Raw genomic sequence first — 12600 nt, forward strand, 5'->3', positions numbered from 1 at the left:
ATACATCATCTCTTCAGTTGTTCACCGCCTGACAACTAGGATCATATAGAGTATGAACAGCTTCAATGATTATAGCAGCCTGTTCACAGTCATCTCTTAAATACCAACCTAGCGCATATACTAGTTTTAGAAAAAAGGACTTTTCTGTTGGTAGACTAAAAATAGCCAACTCAACATCATTTGGTAGTAATATTTCCTTCAAATATAACGAAATTTGCTGTTTATTCGTCATTTTCATCCCAATATCATTCAATTCCTGGTAATAAACCTCATCTTTGCTTTTAAAAAAATCTTTTCCTGCTTCGCTAGATAATGTATCTTTAATCCTTCGGATTAGACTGCGAACAGTCGCTTCTCTAAGCTCCTGCTCAGAAATGTTGTTGTTCACTTTTATTCGAGAAAGACTGATAACTGACTTGAAAATATATTGTCTGTACTGTGATATAATGTCAGATTTATACTCAGCCGTATGAACAAATTCTGTGTTACGAACTTCTTCTCTATCAATCTGAGAGAGAAAAAGAAGTTGTATAGCTATTCCACATTTTTGAAAAATGTCTTGAACCTCAAGAAATTTTTCAAAAAATATATCCTTTAGATCTTTCAAATTTTTACCTTGTTTAAATGCAAATAGCCAACCACTATTATGAAAATCATTTTGAAAAATCGCTTTAAAACCAGAATTAAAAACAAGATTGTATATATATTTCATAGGATTCACACCAATAGCGTACGGTGTAAGCATACGGAGCTCTCTCATATTCGTGTTTATTGCGATCATTCCATCCTGTTCTAAAAGACCTTCTAATTGATTAATAAAATTCTGTGATATAATGCCTGCAGGTATCTTATCTCCGTCAAATATATCAATTATAATATAATCGAATTTTTGGTCAGATTGCGCTACGTATGTAATAGCATTCTCCGACACAAAGTGTACATCAGGATAACGCTCCAATCCAAAATATGTTTTGGCCAAATGCTCAACATTTTCATCTATATCAACCGTCGTAATCATGCAATCGGAGTTTAATTCTTTTAATTGAATTGCCAGCCCACCCGTACCAGTACCTAAAATCAGCACTCTTTTGCTTGTATGGATAAGGCTGTATATTGTAGGAATCAGCGTAAAACTTATTTTGAGAGGAGCCTCAGGATATATCCCTGAATAAAACAATCCATTTTTATAGTACTCAATAAATTCAAGACCACTTCTCATTGATTTTTTAATATAGCTTGAATTATCAGGGTTCTCATACAATAAGTTTGCCATCTTCCCCCTCCTCTGTGTAATAATTTTGAATTAGAGAAAACCATTTTTTATACAAGTTATCCTTTTCTAGTTTTAATATTTCGGTATCGACTATACGAGTGATGGTATCAGTAGTTGTCGTTTCATCGTCATTTACAATTAGATAATCATATGTGTAGCATGATTTTATTGACTCAACAGAAGAATTAAAGCGTAATCTTGCATCTTCACTTGTTTTTATTCCCCTGTCAGGGCCTCTAGAATATAGGCGTTTTTTTATAGTCTCTAATGAGTTTGGTAATAAATAAATACTTATAACCTCATACCCCATCGCCTTGAACACATAGTAGCTATCAGGATCCGCATCAACAATACAAATCTGACCTATTTCCAATTGAAGACTAGCCAATGGGGTACCATAATAACCGTATTTACTTTTTTTCCACTGCAAAAATTCACTCGCCTTAATCCTGCGATGAAACTCCTGCTCGGAAATAAAATAATAATCTTCGCCTTCCTTCTCCTCCACCCTTCTAGTTCGGGAGGTACAGGATATTGCTTTTATGTATCTAATATCACTTTCAATAATCTTGGTAATAACTTTGGATTTACCAACTGACGACGGCCCTGAAATAATTAATACGACCCCGTTATGATTCTTCATTCTATTCCTCCTATCGCATGCAACCGTACAAACGTCGAAGAACTTCATCTCTCAATATATGTAATGGCTTATGTGCGTCCATTAGTATAAAGTCATTCTCTCGATGCAATTTCAAATAATGCTCGCGTACCGAACCGAGATATTGTTCGTTTTCGAGTGGTTTGAGAAGTCGGTTACCCTTTAATATTCGTTTAACAGCAGTTTGAGAATCAATATCTAATAAAAAGGTGAGGTCTGGCTTTTCCATGGCAAGAAGCATTTTTTGCTGCCACGGTAATACGATATTTAGTTCAGAAAAATACGCTTTTAAACAATAAGAATAACGATCCCATACAATAACTTCTTCATTCATATGACTCGTATCGATGTACTGACTTAACAAATCAAAAGTATATCCAAGTAGCTTCATCTCTTCCGAAACAATAGATGGATTCATTTTCTCTAAGTTCAAGATAACCTCATTATTGTTTTTTTTCATATGGATGACTTTAGTTTGTACTCCCTGTCTTTCGAGCTCCTGAGCTACTACTGCTGAAAGAGAAGATTTTCCTGAACCATCTATTCCAATAAAAGCAACATGAATCAAGAAATATCACCCAGCGCTAGCTCAAGCCTTTTTAAGTAGTCTGGTTCTAGCTTCAATTCATCCATAACCTTGCAGTATGCTTTAGAAAATTGCTCACGAAATATATGACACTTATCCGAACTAATTGCTAAATACTCTTCAAATTTAAATGGAATCTTACTGAGTTCCTCCCAATCATTATCATCCCTTCGTTCTTTCACTGTGTAACCCCATTGCTTGAGTAAAGGCAGAAATAAGGACTCCAGACGATATCGATCGAACGGATTAAAATACTCGTCATAATGTTTTGATATCCCAGTCAACCGAGGACCATTTTCATATTGGACATTTGAAGTATCAACGTAGCCATCATACAATGTTCTTCCTAAAATTGTGCTTTGAAGCAAACAATCTTGCCAATCAATACATAATTTTTTAACAATATCACGCATCGTATCGACAGGACAGATATTGAGATTCTCAATCTGAACGAGAATTACGCGATTCGTTTTAGATAATTCTCTGAGGATTATGTTTTCAGAGAAGTAGTATAGTAAATTAATGACTGATCTCCCATGTAATTCACCTTTATTTTCCCTTTGTAAAGCAGCCATAGCACTTCCCATTGACTGGATAATATTTCGTATTGTCATTAAGATTACTGTAGTAGGAAATAATGCAGAAAATTTTTTTATGCTCATTGCATCAGATGTATGAAATTGATTAAGAATGTAAGGAACTCTTTTTTTAAATATTTGTTCTTTTCCAGAGACTTTATGATGTGCGTAATACATCGCTTTGATCAAAAATTTTTCAGAAACAAATCCTTTACTTTGCTTTATTTTCAAGGACAGAACTCGTTTCATTATACTTACAAAATGATTGTTATAATCATCATCATAAAACTTATTACCATCAGAATATTTCATTTTTATCCATTCGTCGTAGTTTCCGAATAAAGGTTGGTTGAAGCTAAAACAAGACATCAGTTGATCAAGTGTAACTTCAGCTTTTCTTGAAATGAATTGAGTATACAAATATGGAAATGGATCATATAAGATGCCCGGTGGCAATACGATAATCTCATCATGACTATCAAGCAAACTTCCGAAATAAATTGATCCACTTCTCCCTAAATAATTTAAGGATAACGCTTTCTCCATTGAGTCTATTATTGTCAATGGACATTCTTCATCAGCTTCTGGAGGATCGGTAATTAGCTTTTCACATTGCTGCGATCTAACTGTTTCATTTTCTCTTTTCTGAATTCGGTTGCAGTAATCTTTGGCCAGCAGTTCCTTCCCATGCTGATGGTAGGTTTCAACCATTTTAATAATGACATCTTTATCGTCTGGTCTTCTTGATAAAACTTCAGCCAATGATGTCGGTATTCCTTCTAATTCCAGTTGTTTATCAAATTTCTTCGCGACTACTTGTAAATCCAGATTTTTTGTACCGATATCACCTATATTAAAAAACACAGGATGATAGCCACAGTTAGCAAGAGAAGTACCATCAATAATTTTCTTAAAACCAGACCTGTAAATTTTGACCACATCTCGATCCATTACCTGAAATTCATCCGCTGTGATCAGAATAGATTCTTCGTTATTAACCGGGATTTCGTGAATAACCGGATAAAGTAGATCCTCACACGATCTGCTCAGTTGTGTTCGCTCTAGGTAACAGATGTCAGTAAGTTCAGATTCAAAACATCCGTTTTTCAAACTCTCGGATATCATATAACCAATAACTCGTCCAGAATATCCAGTACCTAATATCACAACTTTATTGCACTTTAAAATTTCCTCCATATGCGCAATACTATTGATCGCTTTTAAGTAAAGAGGTTTATGGTTCATCGCTCCTCCTTTCTACCCATTGTGGATTTAAAAACCGTTTAAAAAGATCGATATCAGATGGATCAAATGGATAATTTCTCTCAGGATGCCACATAATTCCTTTTATCTTATACTGCAGGTGCTCAATCGCTTCGATTACTCCATCTATACACTTAAAAGTCGGTACTAAAGTCTGAACAGATATCTTTGTTCCCCAGTGATGATAACTATTTTTGTAGTTACAATATCCATTATTATCAATCACATGATGTTGCAAGCTTACATGCCCGTCTACTTCAATAAGCTTTTGCCCAAAAAAATGCTGAATAGCTTGCATACCTCTACAAACTCCAAGTAAAGGTGTGTCTGTAATTATCGCATACTCTATTAAGAAGTGCTCAACTTCTTCTCTTTCAGGAGCATCTCCACCATACCGACTCAGATGACCTCCACCTGTTAATATAATGCCGCCAATATGATTGTTATCCCCAAAATGTTTTAGCAGCTTACTGGCAGCAAGATAGTTATTAGGAACAATAACCGGTATAAGACCGCATTGAAGAACAAAATCAATCCATCTCTGATCTAGCACATCTCGTTTTTCAAGATAGGTGTTTGAAGAATCCGTTCGTTGAGTCATAAAGGCTAGTTTCATTGAATAACCCTTATTTGACCTTGAGCACAGTTAATATCCAAAACTTCTGCTTTTTCAAGTTGAGCAAACAATTGTTCACCTGTACCTATAACAGCTGGTATTGATAATTCATTAGCTCTAATGGCCATATGTGAATTAACTCCTCCATACATCGTAATAAAACCAGCGATATTCCGAGAAAATATCCAATCATATCCTGGATCAGCATTTGGAATTAATAATATCTTCCCTTCATAATTTTTATTTGAATCCTCTACTTTAACTGTTCGACCACATACTGATTCAATTGTGATATAGTTTGGTTCTCCTTGTTGTAGACAAAAACTCCAAATGTCATTTGCTGAAGTAATTAATGGAGGAAGGTTGATCCCTAGCAATTTTTTATAAGTATTTTTACCTTCCTTAATACTGTTCAAAAATAATTCATCCATTCTTTTTTCAGAATCATAAAACTGTTTAATGACACTGATGTTTAAATAAGAAATTTCGTCTATTGTATAATGTTGTTCTTGTGCAATTTCTGTAAGCAGTTTTAAAATATAGCTTACGCTTTTCGTAAAAATAAATTTGGAATATTCCCTTCCTTCAACAGCCTTCTTTATAAAATCAAAAAGTTGTAATACACTGCCGGACATCTCGAAATCCTTCATTAATTCACTAATTGCATTTAACTGAGCAAGCGATAATGAGAATGGAGGATTTCTTTTTTTATTCTTCGCGATCACACTCTCAAAATCAAAATATCTTGATGGATCTTCATCATACCGTTTTGATAATATATCGTATGTACCAGGTCTAAGATGTCCATACTTCTTCAAAAAAGAAGCTTGATCTAGATCGAAAAAATCACGTTGCATCTGAGAATTAACCGTATCGAGTTCTGACATGAAATTTTGGTAATCTTCATGAGAAATAATTCCCTTATTCACTAATGACTGCAGCATCTGAACAGCGATAAAGGCTCCGCGTGCAAGACCTGCAAATGGCAATGTTCCATAACGCTTACAGTCTTCAAGCAACCAATAAATTTTTGATATTTTGTCTAGATCACTTTTCAGGATCTCTTCCCTTCTTATTTCTAATTCCTCTACCTTTTTATAGTCAGTTAAAAGTAATCCATCTTCCATACATATTATACGGTTGGTTAATGACTGCAGCCCTTTACAAATAGAATCAATTTCTTCTTCTGTAAATCCATACTGTAATAATAACTGAATCCGTTCAGGTAAATCGAATGTAAAGCAGGAGAAGACAATTTCAAACTCAACCTTGTCGTGCAGCGTAGGATTTTCTTTTAATCTCTGAATATAATAGTTAGTGAGTTTTTCACATATTTCTGAATTAATCGATTTTGGTAAAAAAGAGTTGAAACTTATTCTAACATCAATGTAAGGGCTTCCACAAAAACTGATAAGTAGCGGGAAACTCCTCAAGTTCTTATAACCATAGTAGTCTCTTTGATACGCCCATATGCTATCAGTTATCAGCTCTTTATAGAGGGAAAGTGCAAGTGGTCTTGGTCTAATACCGATTAATTCACCTGGGTTCCAATCCGGCATTATACCGAAAATTGTCTCTTTTCCATACAAATATGGTTTTTTGTTCTGTGCTGCACTGAATTTATTAGAAATATCGAGTAAAGTTTGATACTGCGAATCAGGATCAAACAACTTGTACTGCATCACAAGAGGCCTTGCTTGCAGCAAATAAAGATTTTGTTCCTTATCTATTGCAAACTCTATATCAATCGGAATAGAGAATATACTTTCCAGCTCTTCAATCAAGTTAACTATTTTAGATAATGATCCTACAGCAGGTACAGGAGACTTTTTAAAGTGATATAACGTTTTGTGATTAGATGTTCCAGATGTGACAGACGATGACTTGCCTGAATAATCATCGAAGTTAATGACATAATAATTGCCACCCGTATTGGGATTCATACTGAAAGCAACACCACTCATAAGCAAATCTTGTAAATAGGGTTGAATAAGAATTTGATTTTTTGTGTTTATAAGATCATAGGCACAAATGACATCTCCTATAGCCTGCTCAATAGCATCAACTCCAAAAACATTTGGTAATGAAATATACTTTCCTGCCATTGAAGCCTGAATAGTATCTTCATTTAAAGCGCTACTCCTGACGATTACTGGTTTAGTAATCCATTCAAGTTTCAGTAACCGTTCAAGAATTTCATTTCTATCTAAAGTCCACTCTCCGACAGTAAAAACATATTGCGGCAAAATTACAGCCCTGTGAACTTGGTCAGCAAGTCGTTTTAATGTATCTGCCTTTGAACCTACCATCATTGCTAGATACCACCTGACCTTTACTTTATACTCAAACTCAGCTCTATCTTTTTCTTATCGTCTTCATTTAAATCATTTTCAACAAGCTCAAATAAATCGATCCTATTCAGCCTATTTATGAAATCACACTTCCATTTTTTCCGTTCAGTCTCAGTGAGGCCGTAACAGTTCAAAAGGTATTCTCCTTCTGGAGTTCGAAACAACTCTACATGTTCAGAGAGAGCTTCATCTTCAAATATCAAATTTGAATAAAAAAGAAGATAATACATATAAGGTTCAATACGATGTTCCTTGGTATAATCTAATAGCTGTGTAATGTTAAATTTATAATGATTTTTATAAAACATATAAATATCTTGAAACATTGCTACTGTAATAGGATTTTTGAGCTTATAGATGTAGATAGAATTCATTTCTCTGTAGTGATGTAAACACATTTGAACAAATGCTGTTAAAGGTGTCAACACTCTTACATGACAATCATGTAAGTTAAAATCAATTGCTTCTTCAAGAATTTTATCAACCTTTATTCTAGTGCCTTTAAATTCAGCCCAAAAGAAGTCACAGTTAATATCCAATTCAATAGTTGTTCCGTTCTCCAACTTTTTGAAATATGGCACAACTTGATGAGAATTTTTAAACATAATCTTTTCTTGACGGGATAATGGTCTTGGATTTCCGTTATCATCAAGAACAATTTGTTTAAAATCGTGTTTATCGCATATTTCATGAAGTTTTGTCAAATCTTTTCTTGATACAAGGATATCTATGTCATGAGAATTTCTGAAACCTGAACCCCCATAAGCAAATATAGATAAGACATCACCTTTTAGTACTGCATAAGGAACTTCAAGCATATCTTGAAAGAATGGAGTCAGTTGCTCATACCACATCTGATTTCTTTCAACTGTAGATTTATCCTGCTTTCTTAGTAAATACTCATAAATTGGTTCAATTTTTAGCACACTCGATCTCCTCCATATCATGCTCAAAACTCAATACAGTATCTTTAGGTATTTACCAGATATTTATTGATAATAATATTTATTTTAGATATAGAATTTATGTTCTCGAACAATAAATCTTCATCTTCCAAAACAATATTGAATTTTTCTTCAATGAGAATCACCAAAGAAATGGCTTTAAGTGAAGTTAAACCTGATTCCACTAAGTTTTCATCCGCTTCAATTGATTGAATATCCGTTTGATCGGATTCAAGTATATCTATTAGCAGGTCCTTAATTTCTAGATTATGATTTTGCATAGAGATACAATTCCTTTCTAAATTAAATTGAAAAAGAGATATCCTTAATCCTCTGTGTAAAATAGAAGCTCAACCGACAACTTCACGCAGAACAACGCAGTTGGAACAATATCTTTGTACAATAGAAGCTACCCTCGTATTATTCATAACTGTATGTAATCATATCATTCACTTTGCAGACGAGTTGCAGATGATACGGTATGCGTAAAAACAAAGCCTTTGTCACATGCAACGTGCTCGATGCAATGAGCCAGCTATCATCACTCTCTTCTGAAAATAGTCTGTGGTCATGTGCTTGTCAGTACTATGCTCCGTTTCGGTGATATCGTATTCATTAGCTTTAGAGCGTGACCCAAATCGTCTAAGTGAAATCGCGAAGGTTGCTTAGTTAAGACGGCAGTTCCAAGTTCAATACGGTATCTAGCTCATATAATCATAATTGCATGCTAACTATCTATTTCCTTCTTTAATAACTGCGCCTCATAAAGCGCTTTCACACCATCATTGGCTTAAAGACGAATCACATCATTAAATCCGCAAGGATATCTACAATCGATCAAGGAGTTTGCTTCGAACATCGTCAAGTCTGATATTGATCACGTGGCCATAGGGACAAACACCTATAAAGTTTAACGAGATGAAAATAAGTTTAATTTGATTGTAAATGCAGTGGTGTTTTCTTTGCTAGAAAGAAGGAGCTGAACTAATACACGAAAAGATGAGAGAATTCTTAAGTACAGATTATTGATACTGATAGGGCTGATTACTTAAAAAGTCTTATTAATTATGTAAAGGGTCGAACGAGATTAATGAAGAAAGAAAGCTGGCTAATTCGAAAATTTGTAACGTATGCAAATCAAAGTGAGTCTTTAATTAAAATCTATGAAATAATTAATAGTGGCAGAACAAATTAGGAAGTTATTACAGGATGTGATATACAAGGAAGTATTAGGGTTTTTAATGTAAATATATCCTTTTCAATAATTATACCTCTATCTTTAACACAACAACATATGACAAAACAACAATTTTTGATATTTTAACACTATTTGAATCTATTTCAAATTTCAACCCTTGATGTAATAAGGTCTTCAAGCACAAAAAAAGGAGTACCTCCCCAAATCTCGAATTGGTTAAGCAACTAAACCAGACCAACAATTACGAGACGAACTCCCTATGTCCTACATTCGACATGAGCACCTATTACCTTGCAAGACTTGTTTATATTGGAGGAACGTAAACATTGTTTTGACTTTTTCAGCTCTAGATGTTTCTTCATACCCGTATGTGTCGTAAAAGCAATTGCTCGTTGTAGAATCTCTAATAGTGGAACTCAAGACTGTATGATGAAATTGTTTGGAATGCTATCCCCGAGTGATGTAATATCCGTATCTCTGCCACTAACAAGTACAAATTGGGCTGGTATATCTTTAAATGCCTCAAATCAAAGTTTATAGAATTCGATATCTTTGTTCAAAATCTGCCCGTGGAAATATAGACGACTTTGTTATATTGCGAGCGAAGTTGATCAAATGGAAAAGATGGAGCATCAGGGCGCGGCGTAGTTGAAGGTCCGGTGAAGATGTAGCTATCTTAAAAATTTTCCTATTCATGTTGGAATTACCAGCTTGTAAATACGACTTTAAAATCAACATACTGACGAGGAATATCATCGAGTGTAGCTACAGCACCAATCCCAATAAATCCACGTCCGGCAAAAAAAGTGGCCATTTCCGCTCAAGGAAACAGCCACCAATGTTCATCCTTTTTTCACATTTTAGTTTAAATGATCGAACAAGTATTTCATAATTCCGTCTTTGGTATCATGAGAGTATTCCCACACCATTGCGCCGCCTAAGTTTTTCTCCTTGATATATTTTACTTTTGCTTCCAGTGCTTGCTTATCCTCGTACGTAATAAATATATCCCCATTGTATAAATAAGCTGCTTTGGCTTTATCATCGTAGTAACGCTTATATCCTTGCTTATCCATAAATGTGGAGACAAGAGACTTGTAGCTTATATCGAACTTGTCGATATCGATTGGATACCCAACCGTATATAGTCCCTGTAGCTGTTTCTCCTTATCTCGGTGTACATTTTTCCATCCGTAGGAATAAGCGGGAATGCCCATGAGTATTTTCTTACTGTCAATTTGACGTGATAAATAACGATTCATGATTTCATCGACACTGTTCGTTGCTATTCCTTTGGAGTCAACGTAGAGATTGGCATTATAGGCGGTTGTGTCTGACCATTCCCCTGTTAAGTCATAGCTCATCACATTGATATAGTCGACATACGGCTCTACCTTTTTAACCTCTACATTGGTAAAGTACCATTCTTGTGTACCAGCGGCAAAGCTGAGCAAATAGTTCTTATTCTTCTTCGGGAGCTTGTCCAGCTTCTCTCTAAGTTCTTTCATCAGACTTGTAAAGTTCACCGTATCAATGTCACGAGCCTTTTGCGTGTTCCAGGCATCGTACGCCGGGTACTCCCAATCAATTTCAACCCCGTCCAGACCGAGTTCTTTAACCATATTAATAATATTATCAGTAAACTCACCACGGTTCTCATCGAGCGATGCATCAGAAAATCCGTCAACTGCATAACCACCTACTCCAAGCACAAACCGTGTCTTTTGATGTTCCTGCTTCAATCTTTTAATCGTGTTTTTTATCTCCTCGTCGGCATTTTTGTCTTTGCTAAAATAAATTTCATTTTTATCAATATTCGCAAAGGAAATATAAGCAATGTCGACGTAATCCAACTGTGTTTCATCAATCGTCTTATAAATCGGGATATAGGCTGCAGTCACCTTTTCATCTTTCGTGTTAGTTATATACATGTAAGCACTCATCCCAATTACTAATAAGGCGATAAAAATTTTCGTAAAAATACTAACCTTCATGCTTGATTACCCTCTTCCACCAAACAGCAGCTTGGTTACGTATTTATTGAGATGCAGGACTTTGACAGTTACGTAACTGATTAAGAATATAGCCACAACATTGAATACCAAACTAACACTTACACGCAAGAAGGAAGCATCCACTTCGACTCTTCGAGAAATGGCCAGTTCCACGAGCAAGTGAATTAAGTAAATACTAAAGCTTGCTTTGGATAAAGAACCGATTACAATATGAATTTTATGATTGAGATTCTCATGCATGGAGGTTTCCTTTTCCTGATAGTATAGATAAACCGCCACAGCCATAAAAAATGTCGTTATCGAAAAATTACCATAGAACATTTCATCCAATGAACCTTTGTATTGGGATACAAAATAAGTTGCTATTGGAGTAATAAAAAATGAGGCAACACCGATGTTAAACAACACATGTTTTACCCGTTGGGGCAGTTCATAATGGAATAAGTAGTAACCGAGGACAAAATATCCGAGGAAACCCGTGAAAAGAGGAATATTCATACTAATAATATAAAGAGATTGGCCTGTTACTCGAACTACAGTATCAGAGATAAGCTGATAAACGATACTAATCGTAAACCAGCCAATAATGAAATATCTTAAATCTTTTTCGCCGCATACTTTTACCAATTTACTTATTAATGGAACCGTCATATAGATGGCAATAATCACATAAAGAAACCATAGATGGACATAGTTCTGATTCATAATCAATCGATAGCCGAATCCTGGAACATACTGCCACAATGTTAGCTCATATTTTAATATGTAAAATTGATTGTAAAGGTCATATATGATTGACCAACTCACCAATGCGAGAAATAGCGGCAAGATTCTTTTGATATAAAAGGAACGATAGGATGTGACATTAACCTTAAGCATCATCGCCCCACTAATCATAAAAAATACGGGTACTGCAAATCTTGCAATCGAGTTCAATATATTACTGAACCACCATGATGAAGAATTAAAGTCAGTTGATCGTATTAATAAATCTGCAGTCGTATGCAGTGCGATAACCGCAACAATCGACAAAATCCTGAGTATATCTATATAAATAATTCGATTCGGTTTTGCAGCGGGCTCCATTGTTCTTTCCTCCTAGTTGCTCATATAAC

At 35.0% G+C, this 12600-nt stretch carries 10 protein-coding genes; all 10 read right to left on the minus strand.

Going from position 1 to position 12600, the window contains the following annotated elements; translation table 11 throughout:
- Nucleotides 1-13: 13 nt before the first annotated feature.
- On the minus strand, nt 14-1273 hold the full coding sequence (locus FPZ44_RS11195) for a spermidine synthase (RefSeq protein WP_144990178.1): 1260 nt from the start codon (nt 1271-1273) through the stop codon (nt 14-16).
- Complete coding sequence (locus tag FPZ44_RS11200) at nt 1254-1916, minus strand: guanylate kinase (protein WP_186786003.1); 663 nt, start codon at nt 1914-1916, stop codon at nt 1254-1256. Before FPZ44_RS11200 ends, FPZ44_RS11195 begins: the two co-directional genes overlap by 20 nt.
- Before the next feature lie 10 nt (nt 1917-1926).
- Nucleotides 1927-2502 (minus strand): nucleoside/nucleotide kinase family protein, encoded by a 576-nt coding sequence (locus FPZ44_RS11205; protein WP_144990182.1) that lies wholly within the window; start codon nt 2500-2502, stop codon nt 1927-1929.
- Nucleotides 2499-4343: a hypothetical protein gene (locus tag FPZ44_RS11210; RefSeq protein ID WP_144990184.1), complete on the minus strand. Its 1845-nt coding sequence runs from the start codon at nt 4341-4343 to the stop codon at nt 2499-2501. The genes FPZ44_RS11205 and FPZ44_RS11210 overlap by 4 nt, the downstream gene beginning before the upstream one ends.
- Nucleotides 4333-4977 carry a gamma-glutamyl-gamma-aminobutyrate hydrolase family protein gene (locus FPZ44_RS11215; protein ID WP_144990186.1) on the minus strand — a complete coding sequence of 215 codons (645 nt, stop codon included), beginning with the start codon at nt 4975-4977 and terminating at the stop codon, nt 4333-4335. The genes FPZ44_RS11210 and FPZ44_RS11215 overlap by 11 nt, the downstream gene beginning before the upstream one ends.
- Nucleotides 4974-7289 (minus strand): PEP/pyruvate-binding domain-containing protein, encoded by a 2316-nt coding sequence (locus FPZ44_RS11220; protein ID WP_144990188.1) that lies wholly within the window; start codon nt 7287-7289, stop codon nt 4974-4976. Before FPZ44_RS11220 ends, FPZ44_RS11215 begins: the two co-directional genes overlap by 4 nt.
- A gap of 20 nt (nt 7290-7309) precedes the next feature.
- Nucleotides 7310-8254, minus strand: coding sequence for a nucleotidyltransferase family protein (locus FPZ44_RS11225; protein ID WP_186786004.1), 945 nt, complete (start codon nt 8252-8254; stop codon nt 7310-7312).
- A 44-nt stretch (nt 8255-8298) separates the two neighbouring features.
- Entirely contained in the window at nt 8299-8553 is a 255-nt protein-coding gene (locus FPZ44_RS11230; protein WP_144990192.1) for an acyl carrier protein, read from the minus strand.
- A 1777-nt stretch (nt 8554-10330) separates the two neighbouring features.
- Nucleotides 10331-11464: a glycoside hydrolase family 18 protein gene (locus FPZ44_RS11235; protein ID WP_144990194.1), complete on the minus strand. Its 1134-nt coding sequence runs from the start codon at nt 11462-11464 to the stop codon at nt 10331-10333.
- A 6-nt stretch (nt 11465-11470) separates the two neighbouring features.
- Complete coding sequence (locus FPZ44_RS11240; protein WP_144990196.1) at nt 11471-12571, minus strand: acyltransferase; 1101 nt, start codon at nt 12569-12571, stop codon at nt 11471-11473.
- Nucleotides 12572-12600 lie beyond the last annotated feature (29 nt).

This window comes from Paenibacillus agilis, assembly GCF_007786455.1.
Classification (GTDB): Bacteria; Bacillota; Bacilli; order Paenibacillales; family Paenibacillaceae; genus Paenibacillus_B; species Paenibacillus_B agilis.

Bases quoted from the DNA above. Each gene is read 5' to 3' on its own strand.
- FPZ44_RS11235 (WP_144990194.1), bottom strand. From the start codon at position 11,464: ATGAAGGTTAGTATTTTTACGAAAATTTTTATCGCCTTATTAGTAATT.
- FPZ44_RS11215 (WP_144990186.1), bottom strand. From the start codon at position 4,977: ATGAAACTAGCCTTTATGACTCAACGAACGGATTCTTCAAACACCTAT.
- FPZ44_RS11195 (WP_144990178.1), bottom strand. From the start codon at position 1,273: ATGGCAAACTTATTGTATGAGAACCCTGATAATTCAAGCTATATTAAA.
- FPZ44_RS11230 (WP_144990192.1), bottom strand. From the start codon at position 8,553: ATGCAAAATCATAATCTAGAAATTAAGGACCTGCTAATAGATATACTT.
- FPZ44_RS11240 (WP_144990196.1), bottom strand. From the start codon at position 12,571: ATGGAGCCCGCTGCAAAACCGAATCGAATTATTTATATAGATATACTC.
- FPZ44_RS11210 (WP_144990184.1), bottom strand. From the start codon at position 4,343: ATGAACCATAAACCTCTTTACTTAAAAGCGATCAATAGTATTGCGCAT.
- FPZ44_RS11200 (WP_186786003.1), bottom strand. From the start codon at position 1,916: ATGAAGAATCATAACGGGGTCGTATTAATTATTTCAGGGCCGTCGTCA.
- FPZ44_RS11220 (WP_144990188.1), bottom strand. From the start codon at position 7,289: ATGATGGTAGGTTCAAAGGCAGATACATTAAAACGACTTGCTGACCAA.